This window comes from Pantoea alhagi, from assembly GCF_002101395.1.
Taxonomy (GTDB): domain Bacteria; phylum Pseudomonadota; class Gammaproteobacteria; order Enterobacterales; family Enterobacteriaceae; genus Mixta; species Mixta alhagi.
Map to the genome: position 1 here is coordinate 3,039,017 of NZ_CP019706.1, position 22,240 is coordinate 3,061,256.

The window sequence follows — 22,240 nt, forward strand, 5'->3', positions numbered from 1 at the left end:
CCGTTACAGCGCCTGGAGATAGAGTTCCCGTACCTGCTCACGCGTGGCGGGGCGGGGATTCGCGGGCGCGCAGGGATCGGCCAGCGCTTTATCCAGCCAGCCTTCAATATCGTTTTCATTAATGCCCAACTGGCGGAAGCCGGAAGGGATGCCAACCTGTGCCGCCAGCTGGCGCAACGCCTGAATCGCGGCATGGCTGGCAGCCTCATCGTCCATAGCGGACGTATCGACCCCCAGCGCAACGGCAATACGGGCGAAATGAGCCACGCTGGCGGAGCGGTTAAAGGCCGCCACTACCGGCAGCAAAATTGCGTTACAGACGCCATGCGGAAGATTGTGAGTCGCGCCCGGCTGATGGGCCAGCGCATGCACCAGACCCAGTCCCGCGCTGTTAAAAGCCATGCCCGCCAGATACTGCGCGCAGGCCATCATTTCGCGCGCCTCGCGATTCTGTCCCTCCTCAACCGCGATCGGCAGCCAGCGGTGGATAAGAGCAATCGCTTCCAGCGCAGAAGGATCGGTGAGAACATGCGCACCCAGCGAAACATAGGCTTCCAGCGCGTGCGTCAGCGCATCCATACCGGTTGCAGCGGTGACATCGGGCGGAATGCCCAGCATCACCGCCGGATCGTCAACGGCAATATCAGGGATCAGGTGACTATCGATAATAACCTGCTTAATTTGACGATCGCTGTCGGTGATCACCGCATTGCTGGTGGCTTCGGCGGCGGTGCCGGCGGTGGTATTAATCGCCACCAACGGCACGCCGGGCTGACGCACTTTGCCGACGCCCGCGTAATCCATCGCGCGGCCCGGATTGGCGGTGAGAATTTTAATGGCTTTAGCGGTATCAATTGGGCTGCCGCCGCCAAAGGCGATCAGAAAATCGCACTGCTGCTCACGAAAGGCGGCAATACCGGCCTGCACCTGTTGTTCTGTGGGATTGGGCGCGACGCCGGTAAACAGGGCATAAGGAATCGCCTGTTGATCCAGGCTTTCGGTCAGGCTGCGGGTTAAACCCAGCTGCGCCAACTGCGCGTCGGTCACAATCAGCGCCTTGCCCCAGTTTTTCTGCGTCAGCAGGCGCGCCATATCGGCAATCGCTTCATAGCCATGCAGGCTGATGCCCGGTAATGCCAGTTGAAAACTCATGTTTATCTCCATCAAGGTCTAAAACCTGCCTGCGCCGGAACCCGCAGCGCAATCGGCAGCCTGAAAATGCGTCATTCGATTGATAGAGGTAAAACTAACGGAGCAAGTCCGGGGAAACCTTTCCGTTACGGTCACCCGTACAGGCAAGCTGGCACTGGCAGTAAGGAACGCGCCTGACAGCTCACGTTTTTGCTGTGTTAAGTGAAATAGTTAAATATTATCAGTAAGTTAACTATTGCTGCACGTAGCGTAGCGTCGTCGTTTTCGGATAATGCATCAGCAGGTAGCGTCCCTGTTCACTTTCGCCTTCCGAAATGATTTCCCAGCCATGATGCAGATAAAATTGCTGGGCAGATTTATTCGCCAGCAGGCACTTCAGTGCGCCGGTAGAGGTAAAGCGTGCCTGAATCGCCAGGAGCAGCGCACTGCCGACGCCACGCCCCTGATACTGTGGATCGATAAACAGGCTATGCAGAAAATTGTCATTTTCCAGCCAGGCGGCAAAACCCAGCCGGTGCCCTTCCTCTTCGGCAACCAGCACCTTTTCGCCTAACACCACCCGGTCAAAATCTTCCAGTTGCCAGCCGTCGGGATCAAGCCATGTCCAGCTTGCCTTACGCGAGGCCAGAAATAGCGTGCGTAAAAAAGGGCGGTCGGCTTCAGTAAATGGACGGATATGCATGCGTACTCCTTATGCTCAGCGCGGAATCAACAGATGTTAATAAAATTAGCATGATTAACGGTAAGCGGGCGAAAAGGCAGGAACGGGCAAGAAGATGGAGCAGAGCCGCCCCGGCGTTGGGGTAGCTCTGTAGCTGGCGATCAGACCACGCCGGACGGCATGGCGTGCGCCATGTTGGGAGGTGCATCGCCCTGATACTTCTCAATCTCCAGTTGTGCCATATGGCCACAGTTGCCCTGCGCCAGCATGGAGGTGCCGATATCAACGGTGAGGCAGTTTACGTTGCCGTTGCGGCATAGCGTACCGGGCTGGGTGGGATCGGCGGGATCGTACCAGGCACCTTCGCTGATCCGTACCACGCCGGGACGAATGTCCTCTGTAACCAGCGCGCCGACCAGGATCTGTCCGCGCGAATTAAAGGCGCGCACCAGATCGCCGCTGCGAATCCCGCGTCGGGCGGCATCCTGCGGATTGATCAGGATTTCCTCACGATTAGCGACCGCGTGCTTCGCGCGCAGCGGGGTATTATCCAGCTGTGAGTGTAGCCGCAGAGCAGGATGGGCAGTATTAAGCGACAGCGGCCAGCGTTCAGCCAGCGGGCTACCGTGCCACTCCTGCGGCGGCAGCCAGCCCGGCAGCCCCGGACAATCGGGGTACTGCATCGCGGCGATACGCTGCGAGAAGATTTCAATCTTGCCGGAAGGCGTACCCAGCGGATTAAGCAGCGGGTCGGCGCGGAAATCGGCGAAGCGTACCCACTGTTTGTTAGCCTCAGGAACAGGAAAACGGATGTAGCTGTTTGACTGCCAGAACATATCAAAAGGCGGCAGCGCCACGCCTGCGGTACGCGCCTGGCCTTTCATATTATCGTACATCGATTTCAGCCACAGCATCTCGTCCCGGCCTTCGGTAAAGGCCTGCTCCACGCCGAGGCGCGCCGCGATTGCCCGAAATATATCGAAGTCATTGCGAGCCTGATGCTGTGGCGCAACGCACTGGCGCATCGGGAAAACGTACAGCCGGGAGTAGTCGCCGCCCATGTCGAGATCGTTGCGTTCATAGCTGGTGGTGCAGGGCAACACAATATCCGCGTGCGTGGCGGTCGCGGTCCAGTAAGGCTCCTGCACCACAATGGTTTCCGGCCGCCGCCACGCCTGCAGCAGATTATTGGTATCCTGGTGATGATGAAAAGGATTGCCGCCCGCAACATAGACCATTTTTACATCCGGATACGTTATCTGACGTCCGTTAAAATCAATCGTCTTGCCGGGGTTTGCCAGACAGTCGGCGATGCGCGCCACCGGAATCGGTGCGGGGGCGTTTTGGGGTGCTTCACCTGCGCTGATGCCGGAAATAATACCGCCGCGCGCCGTGGGGCTGCCGCCGGAAGAGTAGTGATAGCTAAAGCCGAAGCCGCCGCCGGGCAGGCCAATCTGACCCAGCATCGCAGCCAGAGTAACCAGCAGCCAGTGCGGCTGTTCGCCGTGGTGCTGACGCTGAATGCCCCAGCCAGCCATGATCATGGTGCGCTTTTGGGCCATATCACGCGCCAGCTGGCGGATGGTTTCTGCTTCAACGCCGCAAATTGCGCTGGCCCATTGCGCATTTTTCACCACACCGTCATCTTCGCCCAGCAGGCTGGCGCGGAAGCGATCGAATCCCACGGTGTAACGCTTCAGGAAGGCCTCATCATGCAGCTGTTCGCTGAGCAAAGTATGGGCAATGCCCAGCATCATTGCGCTATCGGTATAGGCATGCGGCGCGATCCACTCGGCATTCAGCGCTTTTGCCCCCGGCTGGCGAATCGGGTCGATAGCGATTGTCCTGACGCCCTTTTCCGCCAGTTGGGCAAAGCCCTCCAGACCCACATGGTCCGGCACGTTCCAGCTGTTTTTCAGCGTGGTTTGAGGATTACAGCCCCACAAAATCACCAGCTCGCTATGCTCCAGCACGTTGGGCCAGCTGGTTTGCTGCTCGTAAACCTCCATAGAGCCGACCACGTGCGACATAATTACCTGGGCTGCGCCGGTGGAATAGTCGCCGCTGTAGCTGAGAAAGCCGCCGCACAGGTTCATTAAACGCTGTAGCAGGGCGCGGCAGTTGTGCAGCATACCGGTGCTTTTCCAGCCGTAAGAGCCAGCGTAAATAGCGGAAGGGCCGTAATCCTGCTGCAGTCGCTTAATTTCCGTGCTCACCAGCGCGATCGCCTTGTCCCAGCTGACTGCAACCCACTCATCGCGTCCGCGTCGTTCAGCATGGCTGCCAGGCCCGTTTTCCAGCCAGCTTTTACGCACCATTGGTGTTTTGATGCGGTTAGGCGCGTAAACCTGCCAGGGCGCCATCGCTATCAGCTCATTTGGCGCCGGATCGTCCGAAACCGGCTGTACGCCAACCATTCGCTCATTTTCGATAATTGCTTCGAAAGCGCCCCAGTGCGCGGCGGTAAGGATGCCTTTTTGCGCCGGACGCAAGGCGGTAAACTGTGGCAGTGCCTGACCAATCGCTTTAGCCAGTGCGGTTTTACTGTAACCGAAATGCAGTGCGCTGGTGGCCAGCAGGCCGCTGCCCGCCTGTAAAAAGCGTCGGCGTGACCAGCCGGAGGTGAGATTTTTTTTCATTTTTCACGTCCCTCTCTGTTGTTCATATCGCTGGCGTGCTTCTGCGCATACTGGGTCAGCAGGCGCAGCTGTTCCTGATCCAGCGAGGTGCGCGGTGCCATGCCTTTCATCACGCCAATCCATTGATTCGCGTTGTAGTGATCCAACGCGGTCAGACCGTGGCAGCCGGTACAGTTGGCTGACATCAGTCCGGCGGCGTACTGCCAGATTTTCTGCTGGTCATCAATCAGGGCTTTTTGCGGCAGCCAGAAGGTAAGCGAGACCTGATCCCACTGCTGGCCGGTTTCGCTGTCGGTCTGTGTGTTCAGCACAACCACCTGTGCGGCGGCATGTTCATCCAGCACCGCGCTCATAATGCGTTTTCCCGGCGCGGCATAGATGGCACCGGGCACATCCTGTTGCTGCCAGCCGTTAAGGCGCGCCTGCAGCTGTTCGCCGTTGCGTTCTACCACAGTGATTTCGCTGGAAGGGAACAGGGTGCCGTCAGTCTGGTCAGATTCAGGATCGAGACGGAACGGCTGCGTGGCGACGGCATAGAGGCGGGTCGCCTGAACCGGGGTATGGGCGGCGGCGTTCAGCAGCTGCGTGGCACCGCTGGCATTGCTGGCACTCATGTCCGGCAGAATATGCGCGACGCCGCGATGGCAGTCGATACAGGTTTGACCGTCACGGATGGCGACGGGATGCGCTTTACGCGCTTCCGGGCGCTGAGCCAGCACATCCATCGCATCAAAGCTGTGACAGCTACGGCAGGTTGCTGAGTCGTTGGCCTTCATGGTTTTCCAGACCGATTCCGCCATCGTGAGTTTATGGGCGTTATATTTCTCCTCACTATCGATCTTGCCGCTGATCTCGCCGACCACATCCTTTAACGCCCCCATTTTTGTCAGCATATAATCCACCGGCTGAGGCGGAACATGGCAATCAGCGCACCCGGCGCGGATGCCCGCCGGGTTTTGAAAATGAATGCTGCCCTGATATTCCGCCAGCGGACGCTGCATGCTGTGGCATGAAACGCAAAACTCGCTGTCGCTGGTTTTATGCATTATCGTGACGCTGCCGGCTAATACCGCAACGCCCACTATCGCCCCCAGCAGTAACAGCCCCATAATTCGCCAGCTTTTAAGCCATGCGAAGCGTAAAAAGCGCTTGTTCCTCGCCATCTAACCTCCTGGTTTATAATTATTTATTTAATGAACGTCGCGTCCGTTAAAAAAAACACACCTGTATACCTCTATATGGGTAGCTGCAGGTTGTGCAGTATCAAAAAAGGGTGGCTTCAACGGAATAAATAATGGAAAGCGTGACGGCGCTGGCGAATGCACAACGCTGCGCATTTTCTTAGTTACAACATACTAAGAGGAGGGATAAGCAGGCAGGGGCGGCAGCGGTGATGCCATCATGCAAAAACGTTCGGACCTGCTGTTCAGGCCCGAACGGTACAAAGGTAAGTGATACAGCATTGGGACAGGAGATCGAAACTGTTACTGCCCTAAATCCCGCAGCTTTTTACCGGCCATCAGATTCTTTTCGATATGTTCCAGCGTGACGTTTTTCGTTTCAGGTATCAGCCAGAAAGTGATCGCGATAAACACCAGATTAAAACCGGTATAGAGCCAGAACGTGCCCGCAGCGCCAATCACATCCAGCAGCGTCAGGAAAGTTGCGCCGATAATCATGTTAGCCACCCAGTTAGTGGTGGTGGAGCAGGTGATACCAAAATCACGACATTTCAGCGGCTGAATCTCTGAGCAGAGGATCCAGACCACCGGTGCGGCGCTCATGGCATAACCCGCGATGCACATCATAGTCATGCCCACCGACAGCCAGGAGAGGCCGGGAGTAATATCGCCTTTGCCAGCCTGCATCAGGCAGTAGCCCAGCACCAGAGTGGCGAATGCCATCACCGAAAAGCCGATCTTCAGCACCGGTTTCCTGCCCGCTTTGTCCACGGTAAACACCGCAATCAGCGTAGCCAGCATAAAAGTTAATCCAACCACCACCGTGGCCATCATCTGCTGTTGCGTATTGCTAAAGCCTGCCATTTTGAAAATTTGCGGTGCGTAATACATGATGATGTTCATGCCGGTAAATTGCTGCATCGCCTGTAGCAGCATGCCCAGAAACACAGCCCGGCGTACGTTGCTGTTGCGTTTGAACAGCGTCCAGCCGCCCTGTTTCATCTGCAGGCTCTGACGGATCTCATTCAGTTCGGCGCGGGCTTTATCTGAGGTATCGCGCAGCATACGCAACACTTCTTCCGCCTCGATATGTAAGCCTTTCGCCGCCAGCCAGCGCGGGCTGTTTGGCAGGAAAATCACCAGGCCGAATAACAGTACCGCCGGGAGCGCCAGAATACCCAGCATGGCGCGCCAGTTACCGCTATAGCTCAGCGCAGTATCGGAAAGAAACGCCAGCAGAATGCCGAAGGTGATCATCAACTGATACATGCTGATCATTTTGCCGCGAATATTCTCGCTGGCCATTTCAGAAAGGTAGAGCGGGGCGGTATAAGAAGCGATGCCTACCGCTACGCCCAACACCACGCGTGCCGCCAGCAGCACTTCAAGGCTATCGGCAAAAGCAGATCCCAGTGAGCCAAGGATAAATAGTACTGCGCCCGCCATCAGGCTATATTTGCGCCCCAGGCGTGAAGAGACCCAACCGTTACAGATGGCACCCAGCGCCGCGCCGAGCATCATGCTGCTGACCACCCATTCCTGCTGGTGGCTGGTCAGGGAAAAATGGTCGGTAATAAAAGGTAAAGCCCCGGCAATCACGCCGATGTCCAGCCCGAACAGCAGGCCAGCCAGCGCGGCGGAAACAGAGATAAACAGATTCATACGACGCACTTTGCGTCTGTGCATATCATCTATATCTAAATTACTGTTAACGTAAGACATTTACCGCTCCAGATTTATTTACTGCACCATAGGGCAACATACAAAATTCTTGGCGGCGGGCGTGATGTTAAATGGTCCATAGAGATGGATATTCTTGCTGGTGGGGGAGGTTTTGTGATGCAGATCTCGCTCTATGTCACAGATATTTTCTTTTCGTTGCATCAGCTCGCAACAATTTCCCACATCGCTCACGAATAACGCAGGCTGGCTTTTTACCCTTTTTTTGATTAGGTTCAGCATTAACTACGGCTGTTTCGTGTTAGCCTGGATAAATGCATCAATAAAAGGCAGAAATGAAGATGAAAATGAAAGCAATATTGCTTAGTGCGCTCTGTGTCACGGTATCAGCGTGCGCGCAGCAGCCGAAGAAAGCGGAGGGTCATCCCCAGCTGGAAAGCGTTGCGCCTTATCCGGCGGCGGAAAAAGGCCAGGTCCGGCAGGTGATCTGGCTGCCGCAGCAGCAAAACGAAGAGTCATATAAAGTAGAACTGCTGATCGGTAAAACGCTGGAAGTAGACTGTAACCAACATCTGATGGGTGCGCAGATAGAGCAGCAGACGCTGAACGGTTGGGGTTACGACTATTATGTGGTTAAAAGCCTGACGCCTCCGGCCTCTACGCGGATGGCCTGTATCAATGGCAGCAAACATCAGGCATTTATTACCGCCAATATCGGTGCCCATAGTCTGCAACGCTATAACAGCAAGCTACCGATTGTGGTTTATACGCCAGCCGACGTTCAGGTGAAATATCGCCTGTGGCAGGCGGATAGCGCCGTCAACGACGCGGTTACGCAATAAACAGGTTTGGCGGTGAGCGATCGGCACGCCGCCCTGACAACGGGGTGAATATGAAAAAAAGTATCATGCTGCTGACTGCACTGGCGGTAACAGGGTGCAGCCACCAATCAGCGCCGCAAAAGGGGCAACCGCCGATTGGCATGCCAAATCCCGCCTCGGCTTACTGTATTAAGCAGGGGGGCACGCTGGAAAGGGTGCAAACCGTGGAAGGCGAGAAAAGCTATTGTCGTTTACCGGGCGGCGAGCGTATTGAAGAGTGGACGCTGTTTCGGCGCGACCATCCGTAATAACAGCGGCAAGGATGTCCACGCTGACCACCTTGCCGCGCTGTTCAAAGCGCTTTGCGTATTACCCCGCAACGCCGGTTATTTGCACTATCTCCACGCAATCAGAAATTTTTAGTAAATCAGGAATTTTCTTTTACGTATTACCAATCCATGATTACCATTAATTCTTTTTTATCGCTGAATATATGGATTTGTAATGCGTCATGCTCGCCTTCTTCTACCGCTGATTCTGACCCTGGCTGCCTGTAGCAGCAAACCGACGCCGACCCCGCCGCAAAGCGGCAACCCTTTTCTGGGAGAAGGTGGTTTTTTACTTAAGCCCGCACATGAAATTCATCCCTTAAGCGGTGATTTTGCCGGTAACCCGGAGGCTGAACGCTTTATCGATAAAATGGTGCGGGAGCATGGTTTTAATCGCCAACAGCTGCACGATGTGCTGGCGCAAACAAAACGCCTGGACTGGGTGCTGCGCCTGATGGATCGCCAGGCACCGACGCCCGGTTATCAGCCGCCTTCCGGGCCGAACGGCGCATGGATTCGTTACCGCAATAAATTCATTACGCCAGATAACGTACAGAACGGCGTGGTCTTCTGGAATCAGTATCAGGATGCGCTACAGCGCGCGCAGCGGGAATATGGCGTTCCGCCGGAAATCATTGTTGGCATTATTGGTGTGGAAACACGCTGGGGCCGCGTCATGGGTAAAACGCGTATTATCGATGCGCTGGCTACGCTTGCATTTGCCTATCCCCGTCGGGCGGAGTTTTTCAGCAGCGAACTGGAAACCTTTTTGCTGATGGCGCGTAAAGAACAGCAGGATCCGCTCGATCTGCGTGGTTCTTATGCAGGTGCAATGGGCTATGGGCAATTTATGCCTTCTTCTGAAAAACAGTACGCGGTCGATTTTAACGGCGACGGACATATTAACCTTTGGGATCCGGTTGATGCCATTGGCAGCGTAGCAAACTATTTCAAACAGCACGGCTGGCAGCCGGGTGAAACCGTTGCGGTACCGGCCAGCGGTCAGGCGCCGGGGCTGGAGAATGGCTTTAAAACCCGCTACAGCCTGGCCAGCCTGACGGCAGCGGGACTGCGTCCACAAGCCGCTATTAACGGTAATCCGCAGGTGAGCCTGCTGCGTTTTGATATGGGAAAATCTTATCAGTACTGGTACGGCCTGCCGAACTTCTATGTGATCACCCGCTATAACCACAGTAATCACTATGCGATGGCGGTGTGGCAACTGGGTGAGGCGGTAGGCCTGGCGCGCCAGTAAGGCGGAAAAACGGCCCCGCCGCCTGCCGGAATAGAGCCCCTCCGGCAGGCGGCTTTTTACTGCCCCTGCTCGCTTACCAGCAAACAAAACCACCGTCCACCAGCAGATCGATGCCGGTACAGAAAGAGGCGGCATCGCTGGCGAGAAACAGCGCGGGCCCCGCTATCTCTTCCACTCGCGCCATACGCTGCATCGGTGTCTGGCTTTCAAACGCCTGGGTTTGATGCACCATTTCCGGACGCGTATTCATTGGCGTGGCGGTATAGCCAGGACTAATGCTGTTAACGCGAATGTTCTTGTTTACCCATTCCATCGCCAGGCTTTTAGAGAGATGGATAACTCCCGCCTTAGAGCAGTTATAGTGTGCCTGTTCCAGTCCACGGTTAACGATCACGCCCGACATTGAGGCGATATTAATAATCGAACCGCCGCCGCACTGTGTCATGAGTTCCGCTTCGGCTTTGCAGGCGTTCCAGATACCGGTGAGGTTGATATCGATCACCTGCTGCCATTGTTCGCTTTCCATCTCCAGCGCTGGATTAGCGTTAGCGATGCCGGCAGCATTGACCGCAATATCCAGCTGGCGATAGCGATTTTTCACCGTGCTAATTGCCTCGCGCAGGTCAGAGAGCTTACGCACATCGCCGGTAAAGGCGCAGGCGTCGCCGCCCATCTCCTCAATCTGTTTCACGGTAACAGCAAGACCGCCGTCGGCACGTAAATCGAAGCAGGCGACTTTAGCGCCCGCGCTGGCCAGTGCCAGAGCGATAGTCTGGCCGATACCGCTGCCAGCGCCGGTAACGAAGGCGACGCGATCGGTGAGATTAAACAGCCGTTGAGCAAAATCTTTGGTCATCATAGTCGGGTTCCGATTGGTTAGGCATTACGACATAATTAAGCCGCCATCGACGTTAATCGTCTGGCCGGTGATATAGCGCGCATCGTCAGAGGCCAGAAAAGCCACCAGGCCAGCCACATCTTCCGGTTTACCGGCGCGCCTGAGCGGGATGCCTTCAACCCATTCCGCCATCAGCTCGCCTTTAGCGTAACGCTTGCGTTCTGAACTCAGGATCTCACCCCATACGCGATCGTTGTAGTCCCACATTTCGCTTTCGATAATGCCGGGGCAGAAGGCATTGACGGTAATGCCCGAAGGCGCTAATTCATGTGCCAGGCTTTGGGTAATGCCGATCACGCCCATTTTGCTGGCGGCATAGTGCGGGGTATAGATAAAGCCCTGGCGTCCCTGCCCGGAAGAGGTATTGAGCAGGCAGCCACGCTGCTGTTTAACCATATATTTGGCCGCTTCGCGGCAGCACAGCCAGACGCCGGTAGTGTTAACCGCCAGCACCTTCTCAAAATCAGATTTCGGCATCCGATCGAAGTAATCGATAGTGATCACGCCCGCGTTCTGAATCGAAACGTCAATCGTGCCAAAGCGCGCCGCGGCCTGTTCATACAGCATCTGCACCTGCGCTTCGTCAGTGACGTCCACCTGCAATGACAAAATGTCGGCCTGGTAGCGCTGGCGTAGTTCTTCTGCCGTGGTGTGTACGCGCTCTGCGTTGGAGACCATGACCAGCCTGGCACCGTCGTGAGCGAAGCGTTCCGCGATACCGGCGCCGATGCCGCGACAGGCGCCGGTGATAACAACGGTTTTATTGTGGAAATCTCTCTGCATAATCAACTCCTGTAAGGCCGGGAAAATGCCCCGGCTGAATTATCGATAGCGGGAACCGGATCAGCTGGATGCCGTATTCATGGAGTGGGGCGGGGCGGATGCGACCTTTTCGGCGTGGCGACGCATTAAAATGACCTTGTTCTGCAGGCTTTGCTGGAACTGATCCACCACCACGGCAGTGACAATCACCACGCCTTTGATCACCATTTGCCAGAAGTCGCTGACGCCCATCATCACCATGCCATCTGCCAGGAAAACAATGACGAAGGCACCGATAATGGAACCGGAGACGCGTCCGCGTCCGCCCGCTAACGCAGTGCCGCCCAGTACGGTGGCGCCGATGGCGTCCATTTCAAACATATTGCCGGTCATGGGATGGGCGGTTTGTAGCTGTGAGGCAACGATCAGGCCTACCAGCGCCGCGCAGAGGCCGGAAAAGGCGTAAACGAAAAGCTTCACTTTAACGAGCGGCACGCCCGCCAGCCGCGCGGCAGATTCATTGCCGCCGATGGCATAGATATAGCGGCCAAGCGGCGTTTTGCTGGTTAGCCAGAAGCCCAGCAGCAGAAAGGCGAGCATTAGCCAGATAGGGATATAGATACCCAGCAGCGTACCGGAACCGAGCGTGGCGAAGCCGGTGTTGCCCAGCGCCGCCATGCCGTTAAGATTGGCGTAGGTGCTGCCATCATTGAACAGCAGCGCCGCGCCACGGGCGACATACATCATACCCAACGTGCATATAAAGGGCGCAACGCCGAAGCGGGTAATCACCGAACCGTTGATAAACCCAACAAGGGTGCCAAATATAAGGGTTATCAGGAGCACTTCAGGCACGTTGAAGAAGACGATCTCTCCATTCCACAGCGGCAAACCGCTGGTTAACAGCGCACCCGCCACCATGCCGCAAATACCGGCAACCGCCCCCACAGAGAGATCGATGCCGCCGGTAAGGATCACCAGCGTCATACCGATCGCCAGCAGCGCAGTAATCGCTACGTGTTGTGTCATGATCAACAGGTTTGAGAAGGTTAAAAAGTTAGGCACCATCACGCTAAAAACGGCGATAACCAGCAGCAGGGCAATGAATGTCCTGGCCTTAAGCAGGTACATGTAAAACATATATTTCTGGTTCATAGTGAATTCCAGCCTGTTTAGTCTTGAGGGGTCGCCGCTGCGATCAGCTTTTCACGCGTGGCCATATGGCGAGGGAGATCGGCAGTAATGCGGCCATCGGCCATCACCAAAATACGATCTGCAAGCGCCATCACTTCATCCAGCTCGGAGGAAGAAAACATGACTGCCAGTCCTTGCTGCGCCATTTTTCCGATAAGGTGATAAACATCTGTTTTGGCACCGACATCGATGCCGCGCGTGGGTTCATCAAGAAATACCACCTGCGGCTGTGTCATCAGCGCTTTGCCGAGCACGACTTTTTGCTGGTTGCCGCCGCTAAGTGACGTGACCGGCAGTTCAGGATCGCTGACCTTGATTGCCAGCTGTTGGATCATCTCTTTGACGCGGCCACTCTCCTGGTGCGGATTGAGCCATTTCCAGGCATGGCGGAAGCCCTGCAGACTAAAATCAGACAGGGTCATATTGGCCTGGATCGACATCATCTGAACCACGCCTTCGCCCTGGCGATCTTCCGGCACCAGCGCCAGCCCTTTTTTTAACCGCTCCTGAAAGCGCGCCTTCGCCAGGCACTGCCCGTTAAGATGCACGCTGCCGCTCTGACAGAACATTAACCCTGTCAGTGCTTTGAAGAGCTCCGTGCGTCCGGCGCCCAGCAAGCCGTAAATGCCGATCACTTCCCCTTTGCTCAGGCTAAAGGTGACGTCGTTCAGCTTATAGCCGCCATTTTGATGCAGCGCGGTCAGGCCTTTTACTTCCAGCACACTTGCGCCTTTCGGGGCGGGCTGATAATCGAACTGTTTTTTCTTATCCCCCACCATCTGCTCAATGATCCAGGGAATGCTGGCTTCATCAACGCTGCGTTCGCTGATAAAACGTCCATCGCGGAAGATAGTGATGTGGTCGCCAATCTCCATCAGCTCTTCCAGACGATGGGAAATATAAATAATGGTGACGCCCCGGCGCTTGAGCTGCTCAATAATATTGAACAGCACCTTGACTTCTGACTGGCTGAGCGCAGAGGTGGGTTCATCCATAATCAGCACGCGCGTATCTTTTGACAATGCGCGGGCAATCTCAATCAGCTGCTGATGACCAATACCTAACTCATCGATCGAAGTATAAGGATCGACATCCAGCTCCAGTTGCTGAAGCAGATTTTTCGCTAATTCATATTGATATTTTTCATTGATTTTCCCTTTCTGAAAAAATTCATTAGCAATAAAAATGTTATCCATCACATTCATATTCGGGAAAAGATTGAGTTCCTGAAAAATAATGCTGATGCCATGCTTTTCCGCCTGATGCGTAGAAGATAAAGTAACGGGGACGCCATTAAGGAAAATTTGCCCGGAAGAGGGCTTCTCCACACCAGCCAGCATTTTCATCATGGTCGATTTACCGGCGCCGTTTTCGCCAATCAGGACATTGACCTTATTACGCCAGACGCGATAATTAACATTATTTAATGCAACCACGCCCGGATAAACACGCGACAGGTTACGAGTCTCAATAATAACCTCAGATTCCGCTAAAGCAGATGCGGCAGGTGCTGAAGGCGACATATTATTTTCTCCCCTGGCGGATGATTTTCGCAGGCGTAATAAGCGGTACGCTGGTGGGTTTATCCCATGCGGAAAACACGCCGAAAACCTCTATGGATTCGCCAGTTTTTAACTGTGCCGCCTGGATCATTTTCACTGCCTGCTGGTTAATAGCGCGACCATATTCGCCAAAAAGCACCTGATCGTTAAAATCGGCATAGCTGGCCCCTTTATAGCCATCGCGCAGCTGAGTGCCGCGCAGGATAGGCCCGATCTGCACTGCCACATTCTCACCCGCTGGTGTGCGTAGCGTCATTTTCCCGCTGCGTGAAGCGGTATTGATATTGTCGATTGTGCCGGCTACCCGAACATAAAAAATGCACGGGTTTTCACTCTGTGAACGATAACCCATTGCGTTACAGGCGCGGTCGAAATCTTCAGCAGTATTCAGCGCTGTGGTTAATTCAGCTACGGGACGCGCTTGTGTCACAACCTGGGGCACAATCTTGTCCTGCCATGTCCGATCGATATTGCTCATATGCGGATTCGGCGGCGTTTTCAGGTCAGCCAGCTCCTGCTGAGAGACGATACGGCAGCCTCCCAGGACAACGATGACCAACGCCAGCCAGGCTTTTCTGTACATAACACTCTCCTTTGCGTCCCTGACGGGACGCAACAGCCGGAACTCAGGACTTAAAATTGAAATCCTGGACGTTGTCTGCGTTATCTTGCGTGATCAAAATGCCGCGAAACATGACGCGCTGTTTCGGTGGTTTGATGCCTTTTTGCAGATAGTTATCAAGCTCGGTAACGCCCTGAGCGGCAATGGCCTGTGCCTGCAACATCGCCGTTGCTTTGAGGGCACCCGCTTTGATTGCGTTACGCTCATCGTTGCTGCCGTCGATGCCTACTATCACCACATCGTTGCGGTTCGCTGCTTTCAGCGCGGCAATAGCGCCAAGGGCTACCGGCCCGTTGCCGCAGATGACGCCTTTAACGTCAGGATGCGCCTGGAGAATACTGTCCATGATGCGTTTGCCATCAATCAGGGTACCTTTGGCATCCTGTCTGGCGATGCTGACCATTTCCGGATACTGGTCAATAACCTGGTGAAAAGATTTAGAGCGGGTAACGCAGTTATTGTCGGCGAGATTACAGGTTAGCTCGGCATATTTTCCTTTTTCCGCCATTTTCTCGACAAACACGTTCGCAACATCAGAACCGGCCTGAAAGTTATTATGAGTAATTTGTACCAGCGCGATATCGTCAACGGGAATCTCACGATTGATTAATACTACGGGTATTCCGGCGTCCTTCGCTTTTTTTATTGCCGCGACGCTGGCGGTAGAGTCTGCGTTATCCAGAATTATGCCCTGAACTTTTTTCCCAATAGCAGTATCAATTAGCTCATTCTGTTTTTTTACATCTTCATTGTGAGAAAGCAGGGTGGTTTTATATCCCAGCTGTTGGGCTTTTTCGCTGGCGCCTTTGGCTTCAGAAGCGTAATAGGGATTATCCAGTGAGTTCACCATGATCATAAGCGTGCCTTTTTCTACTGCCTGGGCGGAAAAAGAAAGACCACTCAGGGTTGCAACAGTCAGAAGCGTTAAATGTAATTTCATGACGATGTTCTCTCTGTGTCGTTATTGTTGGGTAGGGTGAGATAACCTAAAGCTGGTATTGCCCCAGAAATAAACCAGGGTGCCGTTTTTCTCCTTTTATTTGCTAACGGCTGATATTACTGTTTCGCCTTTGGGACGAATCGTTACGCCGCCGACATCGGCTGGGATAAGGTTTTTTCGATGGCAATACGCCATTCACGCCATCTTTGTTGTAATCGCTGGTGACGTGCCATATCGGGGCAGAAGGTACGATGTACCGGCAGCATGGCTAACATCTCCTGCGTCGACAGCGGGCTGACCGCACTGCGCGCCAGCAGCGCCGCGCCGAGCGCTGAAAGTTCAGGTATGTCGCTGCGCATCACCGGACAACCCAGCAGATCCGCCTGATACTGCATCAGCCAGTCGTTTTTAGTTGGGCCGCCGTCTACCATTAACGCTGTTAAGGTAAAATCGGGATGCTGACGCATCGCATCAATGACGTCAGCAATTTGATAGGTAATGGATTCCAGCGCCGCGCGTATCAGGTGCGCGCGCTTTACGCCCCGGTTCAGGCCACAGATCAGGCCGCGTGCATTGTCCACCCACCAGGGCGCGCCGAGGCCCGTTAAAGCAGGAACAAAGTAGACGCCGAGGGTGTTTTCCACCGAAGCAGGAAGCGTATTGAGTTCATGGTTCAGCTCTGTTTCCGGTAGTTCGCTTAGCCCGGTGCTGTCTGCCATCCAGGCGACCGCATCGCCGGTATGAGGGATGTTGCCTTCCAGGCCGTAAACCAGTTTTTCACCGTTATGCCAGGCGATGGTGGTCGCCAGCGCCTGAATATTGCACTGTGCCGAATGAATCGGTGCCATCACCGAAGAGCCGGTGCCATAAGTGGCCTTGACGCAGCCCGCTTTACCCAGCGCATGACCGAATAATGCCGCATGAGAATCGCCAATCATCGACATAATCGGAATACCGTCCGGGATGTTGTCCACGCCTTTGGTAAAGCCAAACAGACCGCTGGAAGGCTTGATTTCCGGGAGAGCCGCACGCGGAATCTGGAAGATTTCCAGCATTTCGTTGTTCCAGTCGCCGGTCACCAGATCCAGTAATTGGGTACGTGAGGCGTTGGAATAGTCGCAGTAAAAGGATTTGCCGGCGGTCAGGTTCCACAGCAGCCAGCTATCGATGGTGCCCAGGCAAATTTCGCCTTTTTCTGCCAGGGAAAAGCCGCCCGGTACCGATTCCAGCAGCCAGCGTAACTTCGAGGCGGAAAAAAGCGGCGCAACGGGCAGGCCAGTGACAGACTTTATCCTGGCTTCAAGATTATCCCGACGTAATCCTTCACAGAAGCTGGCCGTGCGTGAACACTGCCAGCTCAATGCCGCATTCAGCGGCGTGCCGTTACTGCGATACCAGCCGATGGCGGTTTCCCGCTGATTGCTGATCGCCAGAGCACAAACGTTCTCTGCGCCGACTGCTTTAATCGCTTTAGCCAGAACCTGCACAGAGGCGTCAATTAACAGCGTTCCCGATTGTTCCACCCAGCCTTCATGTGGCGTCTGGATAGACAAAGGTTGAGAAAACTTAACCAGCACTTCTCCCGCGTTATTCAGAGCGACAGCTTTCGCATTGGTCGTGCCTTCATCAAGCGCAATGATGATGTTTTTTGTTGCCGACATGAGCGTTTCTCCAAAACAATAATCATTCAGACGCAGACACGCACACCGTTCAACTTCTGCTGTTCGCTTCTGAATATATATTCAATATTGATTATATATTTGTATACGATAGCCAGATTCCACGAGCGGAGCTACAGGCAAAGTTGCCTAATGTGCTTATTATCACATTTCTTTTACGCATTAACCGTTGCGGGCAGGAGGGGATGAAACGAGGTTATTGATTAATTTATAAAGAGATTTTGGCGTTGCCCTGCCACTGCTGAACAGTAAAGGCCAACGCCAAAACAAGAATGGGCGACAAAAGAACTATTCTTTAATCAGCGCCCTGGCGGTGGGGTAATCGGTGATCAGAACGTCGATATAGCCGCCTTTCAGCGCGCCTTTGATTGCCGCGACCTTATCGCTGCCGCCCGCCAGAGCCACAACGTTCGGGCAGTTTTTCACTTTATCCAGCGCCATACCGATCACCGGATCTTCATGTTCCGCTAATACCGGCGCGCCATCTTTATCGTAGTAGTGCAAACAGATATCTCCGACGGCGCCGCGTTCGGCCAGTAGCTCAAGCATTTCCGCCTGATAGTAGTTGCCAGAGGTTTTCAACAGCTGCGACGGCTCCAGAATGCCGATGCCGACAATGGCGATATTTACCTCATCGAAGCGGGCAATCACCTCCGCCACATCCTGACTGGCAACCAGACGCGCTTTCTCCTGGGTAGAGCCTTCAATACTTTGCGCTGGCAGCAGCCATGCGCGGCAGTTTAGCTGTTGCGCCAGGGTTTGCGTCAGGATAGTGGCCTGAACGTTGCCGTTTGGCCCAACGCCGCCCAGCAGCTGGATCACGCCGCTGGCCTTGAGATTTGGCGTATGCACTTCATCCACCATGGCACGAATGGTAGAGCTCCAGGAAGAGATACCAACCAGATCGTTGGGACGCAGGCGGGTTTCAATATAGTGCGCGGCAGCGGAACCGATAGCGCGTTTAAGCGCGCTGTCCGGGGCATCATCAGCAACGTCTACTACAACTGCCTGTTTAATGCCGTACCGTTCTTCAATCCCTCTTTCTATGTTTAAAAAGATATTAGACGGCTGAATCACGCTGATTTTAACCAGACCTTCTTTCTGACAGCGCGTAATGGCGCGTGAGACGAACGATTGAGAAAGCGATAAAGACTGCGCGATTTCAGACTGCTTCATTCCTTCCAGGTAGTAAAGGGTGGCAATTTTAACCAAGAGACGCTGTTCATCCTGTTTAGCCATGCTGTTCCTCAACGCATTTTTTATTGCAGTCAGTATGTTTTAGCGGGCCATGATACGCGAAAAAGCATAGAGTTTAAGTGTGATTAACCTCAAACTTTTATCAAACATCCAGCAAGGTGCTGGACAAGGAATGAACACAGATCGTATGCTTTGAATATAAAATCATTAATGAATATTTATTCAATGATCGCAAATCCTCTTTTTTGTTAGTGATGTGCCTCCACCAGACCCTGGTCAGGCACCTTTTTTTACAGCATGGAATAAATATTCAAAGAAGAATAACTATTCGGAGGCGTATGATGAACCCATTTTTGTTGTCAGTACCAGAACTGGAAAAAAAGGCGCGCGCGGTGCGACGTCATATTATCAACCTTAACGCAAATAGTCCTGCTGGCGGTCATACCGGCGCAGATCTTTCACAGGTAGAACTGCTGACGGCACTCTATTTCCGTATTCTTAACTGCGCACCGGAGAGAGTGGAAGACCGCGATCGCGATATCTATATCCAGTCAAAAGGGCATGCGGTGGGCTGCTATTACTGCGTGCTGGCGGAGGCGGGTTATTTTCCACTGGCGTGGCTGGAAACCTATCAGCACGCCAATTCGCATCTGCCCGGCCATCCGGTAAAACAGAAAACGCCGGGTATTGAATTAAATACTGGCGCGCTGGGGCACGGTTTGCCGGTTGCAGTGGGCCTGGCCATTGCTGCAAAGCGTGACAACAGTAAGCGTCGCATTTTCCTGATCACCGGGGACGGCGAGCTGGCGGAGGGCAGTAACTGGGAGGCGGCGATGGCTGCAGCGCACTATCAGCTGGATAACCTGGTGATCATCAATGACAAAAATGGATTACAGCTGGCGGGCGCAACGCGAGAGATTTTGAATACCGACCCGTTAGATGAAAAGTGGCGCGCCTTCGGCATGGAGGTCTCAGCGTGTCAGGGCAACGATATGCACGCCGTGGTGGCAGCGCTGGAAAGTCTTACGCCGTGCGGCAAGCCGCATGTGTTGATTGCGCATACGACCAAAGGCGCCGGAGTTTCATTTATCGCGGGTAAGCCAGAATGGCACCACCGGGTGCCGAAAGGCGATGAAATTACTCTGGCGATGAATGAGCTGAAAGATCTTTGAGGGAGGTAATGAAAATGAATAACGCAGAACATCTGGCAAATGTCATGGTCACGGCTTTTATTGATGCCGTCGGGCAGGGCATGGATATCATCCCTGTGGTAGCTGATTCTACCTCCACCGCAAAAATCGCGCCCTTTATCGAAAAGTTTCCCGACCGTATCGTTAACGTTGGGATTGCTGAACAGACGCTGGTAGGCACCGCCGCTGGATTAGCACTGGCGGGGAAAATCGCCGTAACCTGTAACGCCGCGCCATTTCTTATTGCACGCGCCAACGAACAGGTCAAGGTGGACGTTTGCTACAACAACACTAACGTTAAGCTGTTTGGGCTGAATGCCGGTGCCAGTTATGGGCCGCTGGCCAGCACGCATCATGCTATTGATGATATTTCAGTGGTAAGGGGATTCGGCAATATTCAAATCTTCGCGCCGTCATCGCCGCTGGAGTGCCGTCAGATTATTGATTATGCCCTGGCGCATGTTGGCCCGGTTTATATTCGTCTGGATGGTAAAGCCCTGCCGGAGCTACATGATGAATCATATCGCTTCCGCCCGGGGGCAATCGATCTCCTGCGCGACGGTAACGATATTGCGCTGGTGGCGATGGGATCGACGGTTCATGAGGCGGTTGACGCCGCCTCGCGGCTTGCTGACCAGGGGATCACCACCCGTGTGATCAACGTTCCTTCCATCAGGCCGCTGGATCGTGAGGCGCTTAGCGAGAGTTTGCGCGGAATGGATAGGGTGATAAGCGTTGAGGAACATAACGTTAACGGCGGCGTCGGCAGCATTGTGGCCGAGGTACTGGCCGAATATGGTCATGGCGCGAAACTAAAACGGCTTGGCATTGCGGATGGAGACTATGCAATTGCCGCCGACCGTAAAGACATGCGCGCCTGGCACGGTATTGATGCAGCGGGCATTGTGCAACAGGCATTGAATATGATGAATCACGCGTAAACGCTACCAAAAATTAAACTGTTATGCATTGATATATATAAGCTAATGTAATGCCTGGAGAATGCCAGACGTATGCTGACAGGGGTGAGAGGTCAGGGGGAATACGCTGGCAGTCAGTAAACAATAGCCGGTATGGAGTGCATTTTAATGGATGGTTCATGTCTGTGTGGCAGCGTAGGGTTTAGATTAGTCGTCCCGCCGAAGGCATTTTATCGCTGTCACTGTTCACTCTGTCGCAAGCAAACGGGAGTTGGCTTTAATCTGGCAACGCTGGTTAAGCTGGAAAACTTTGCCTGGATAAAGGGTGAGGGCGCGATCAAAAGCTGGACAAAACCAGGCGGTTACCGCACCGATTTTTGTTCGGCGTGTGGCTCAACGGTTCCTAATATCTTAAGGGGAATGCCTTACGTATGGATCCCTGTAGGCTTGCTGGATGAGGATACAAATATTCCCTGCATCGCTGATTACTGCACGGATGATGCAAAGTCCTGGGATACAACCCGTTCAGAGAGGAATCACAGCGGCCCGGTAGCGTCACTGGATGCTCTTTTGCGATTGCTTGAGGTGTAGGAAAGAAAAGATGCGGCGTAACGCGCAGCACACCCGCGCTTTTCGCCGCTGACCGCCATTTATTGTTGAGTGCCCTGAAAACCAACCCGACATCAATAGAAGAGTTGCATCGCAACACGGCGTTGCGGGTTTAATCCTGATGCGACTTCCGCTGTGAGCAATTCTCTCAGACGGGGCTGAATGACCTTACCTTCGGCGATTTGAAACCCAAGCGAGGCGTAAAAAGGAGCATTAAATGGCGCATAGCGATCGGTTGTCAGCGAGGCACCCGTTAAGCCACGCCGCTTCCCTTCTGAAAGAAGCGCATTCATTAATTGTCGGCCAATCCCCCGACGCTGCCAGGTTGGATGGACATCAGCTTCGGCGATATGTAGCCAGTTATCAACAATAAAGGCACCGGCGAACCCGACCGGAATTTCTCCTGAAGCAAAGGCAGCGAGCAGCAACCCTTCATGCAATAGCTTGCTGAATTCTTCAATACTGCCTGCGGCAGGCGATCCGGCAACGGCACCTTCGTTGCGTAACGTTTCAAACGATGCTAATTCAATAGATTGTAGCGCGGCTAAGTGCTCAGCTCGCGCAGATCCGATCAAGATATTCATGACATGAGGGCAGCCTGGCATCCTGTGATATTGCTATCTGACACAGCCGGATAGCCCGTTGCAGTTTGTGGTTTTGTTACAGATCATGGTGAATAAAATAGTGTCAGGCCCATGGTTGTTCTCGCATTAGTTAGTGGCTTTTCACAGTCTGCGGCAAGTATCATTTATGCCTCTTCCTGTACTGATTTTAAAACTTGTTTCTCCTTGTTCCCACTGGCATTATCCTTAACAGGTCTGAACAAGACGCTAATTACAACCCATTGATTTTAAATGACTCGGGGTGCCCTTCTTTGTGAAGGCTGAGAAATACCCGTATTACCTGATCTGGATAATGCCAGCGTAGGGAAGTCAGATGCCTGGCCGGC

General features: G+C 53.9%; 20 protein-coding genes and 1 riboswitch. Of the genes, 6 read left to right on the forward strand and 14 right to left on the reverse strand.

Annotated elements, in window-relative coordinates:
• Nucleotides 1-3: 3 nt before the first annotated feature.
• From fucO to B1H58_RS14195, 5 genes are all read right to left on the reverse strand, one after another.
• Complete coding sequence (fucO, locus tag B1H58_RS14175) at nt 4-1,152, reverse strand: lactaldehyde reductase (protein WP_085071128.1); 1,149 nt, start codon at nt 1,150-1,152, stop codon at nt 4-6.
• Nucleotides 1,153-1,384: 232 nt separating this feature from the next.
• Complete coding sequence (locus B1H58_RS14180; RefSeq protein ID WP_085071129.1) at nt 1,385-1,834, reverse strand: GNAT family N-acetyltransferase; 450 nt, start codon at nt 1,832-1,834, stop codon at nt 1,385-1,387.
• Nucleotides 1,835-1,974: 140 nt separating this feature from the next.
• On the reverse strand, nt 1,975-4,452 hold the full coding sequence (gene torA / locus B1H58_RS14185) for a trimethylamine-N-oxide reductase TorA (RefSeq protein WP_085071130.1): 2,478 nt from the start codon (nt 4,450-4,452) through the stop codon (nt 1,975-1,977).
• On the reverse strand, nt 4,449-5,615 hold the full coding sequence (locus B1H58_RS14190) for a NapC/NirT family cytochrome c (protein ID WP_085071131.1): 1,167 nt from the start codon (nt 5,613-5,615) through the stop codon (nt 4,449-4,451). Before B1H58_RS14190 ends, torA begins: the two co-directional genes overlap by 4 nt.
• Nucleotides 5,616-5,936: 321 nt before the next feature.
• Nucleotides 5,937-7,355, reverse strand: a complete 1,419-nt coding sequence (locus B1H58_RS14195) for a sugar porter family MFS transporter (protein ID WP_085071132.1) — start codon at nt 7,353-7,355, stop codon at nt 5,937-5,939.
• 299 nt (nt 7,356-7,654) lie between these two features.
• Between B1H58_RS14195 and eco the strand changes: the two genes are divergently transcribed.
• From eco to mltB, 3 genes are all read left to right on the forward strand, one after another.
• On the forward strand, nt 7,655-8,155 hold the full coding sequence (gene eco / locus B1H58_RS14200) for a serine protease inhibitor ecotin (protein WP_085071133.1): 501 nt from the start codon (nt 7,655-7,657) through the stop codon (nt 8,153-8,155).
• Nucleotides 8,156-8,205: 50 nt separating this feature from the next.
• Nucleotides 8,206-8,442 (forward strand): putative hemolysin, encoded by a 237-nt coding sequence (locus tag B1H58_RS14205; protein WP_085071134.1) that lies wholly within the window; start codon nt 8,206-8,208, stop codon nt 8,440-8,442.
• Nucleotides 8,443-8,638: 196 nt separating this feature from the next.
• The gene (mltB, locus tag B1H58_RS14210) at nt 8,639-9,718 is read left to right on the forward strand and encodes a lytic murein transglycosylase B (RefSeq protein WP_085071135.1); all 1,080 of its coding nucleotides are present in this window, start codon (nt 8,639-8,641) and stop codon (nt 9,716-9,718) included.
• Between the two features lie 73 nt (nt 9,719-9,791).
• On the opposite strand, the gene B1H58_RS14215 is transcribed toward mltB, so the two are convergent.
• From B1H58_RS14215 to B1H58_RS14250, 8 genes are all read right to left on the reverse strand, one after another.
• Nucleotides 9,792-10,577 carry an SDR family oxidoreductase gene (locus B1H58_RS14215; protein WP_085071136.1) on the reverse strand — a complete coding sequence of 262 codons (786 nt, stop codon included), beginning with the start codon at nt 10,575-10,577 and terminating at the stop codon, nt 9,792-9,794.
• Between the two features lie 24 nt (nt 10,578-10,601).
• Nucleotides 10,602-11,399, reverse strand: coding sequence for an SDR family oxidoreductase (locus B1H58_RS14220; protein ID WP_085071137.1), 798 nt, complete (start codon nt 11,397-11,399; stop codon nt 10,602-10,604).
• A gap of 60 nt (nt 11,400-11,459) precedes the next feature.
• The gene (locus tag B1H58_RS14225) at nt 11,460-12,533 is read right to left on the reverse strand and encodes an ABC transporter permease (RefSeq protein ID WP_085071138.1); all 1,074 of its coding nucleotides are present in this window, start codon (nt 12,531-12,533) and stop codon (nt 11,460-11,462) included.
• Nucleotides 12,534-12,550: 17 nt separating this feature from the next.
• Nucleotides 12,551-14,095, reverse strand: a complete 1,545-nt coding sequence (locus B1H58_RS14230) for a sugar ABC transporter ATP-binding protein (RefSeq protein ID WP_085071139.1) — start codon at nt 14,093-14,095, stop codon at nt 12,551-12,553.
• Nucleotide 14,096: 1 nt separating this feature from the next.
• Nucleotides 14,097-14,717 (reverse strand): DUF2291 family protein, encoded by a 621-nt coding sequence (locus tag B1H58_RS14235; RefSeq protein ID WP_085071140.1) that lies wholly within the window; start codon nt 14,715-14,717, stop codon nt 14,097-14,099.
• 43 nt (nt 14,718-14,760) lie between these two features.
• On the reverse strand, nt 14,761-15,696 hold the full coding sequence (locus B1H58_RS14240; RefSeq protein ID WP_085071141.1) for a D-ribose ABC transporter substrate-binding protein: 936 nt from the start codon (nt 15,694-15,696) through the stop codon (nt 14,761-14,763).
• Nucleotides 15,697-15,839: 143 nt separating this feature from the next.
• Nucleotides 15,840-17,357: an FGGY family carbohydrate kinase gene (locus B1H58_RS14245; RefSeq protein ID WP_085071142.1), complete on the reverse strand. Its 1,518-nt coding sequence runs from the start codon at nt 17,355-17,357 to the stop codon at nt 15,840-15,842.
• A 306-nt stretch (nt 17,358-17,663) separates the two neighbouring features.
• Nucleotides 17,664-18,614: a sugar-binding transcriptional regulator gene (locus B1H58_RS14250; RefSeq protein WP_085071143.1), complete on the reverse strand. Its 951-nt coding sequence runs from the start codon at nt 18,612-18,614 to the stop codon at nt 17,664-17,666.
• Nucleotides 18,615-18,913: 299 nt separating this feature from the next.
• On the opposite strand from B1H58_RS14250, the gene B1H58_RS14255 reads away from it, so the two are divergent.
• The 3 genes from B1H58_RS14255 to B1H58_RS14265 all read left to right on the forward strand — a co-directional run bounded on the left by B1H58_RS14255 (nt 18,914) and on the right by B1H58_RS14265 (nt 21,273).
• Nucleotides 18,914-19,744 (forward strand): transketolase, encoded by an 831-nt coding sequence (locus B1H58_RS14255; RefSeq protein WP_085071144.1) that lies wholly within the window; start codon nt 18,914-18,916, stop codon nt 19,742-19,744.
• A gap of 14 nt (nt 19,745-19,758) precedes the next feature.
• Nucleotides 19,759-20,703, forward strand: a complete 945-nt coding sequence (locus B1H58_RS14260; RefSeq protein WP_085072326.1) for a transketolase family protein — start codon at nt 19,759-19,761, stop codon at nt 20,701-20,703.
• 147 nt (nt 20,704-20,850) lie between these two features.
• A complete protein-coding gene (locus B1H58_RS14265) occupies nt 20,851-21,273 on the forward strand; it encodes a GFA family protein (RefSeq protein ID WP_085071145.1) in 423 nt (140 codons plus the stop codon).
• 92 nt (nt 21,274-21,365) lie between these two features.
• On the opposite strand, the gene B1H58_RS14270 is transcribed toward B1H58_RS14265, so the two are convergent.
• Complete coding sequence (locus B1H58_RS14270; protein WP_085071146.1) at nt 21,366-21,875, reverse strand: GNAT family N-acetyltransferase; 510 nt, start codon at nt 21,873-21,875, stop codon at nt 21,366-21,368.
• A gap of 266 nt (nt 21,876-22,141) precedes the next feature.
• Nucleotides 22,142-22,238: riboswitch (TPP riboswitch) on the forward strand.
• The last annotated feature ends 2 nt before the right edge of the window (nt 22,239-22,240 follow it).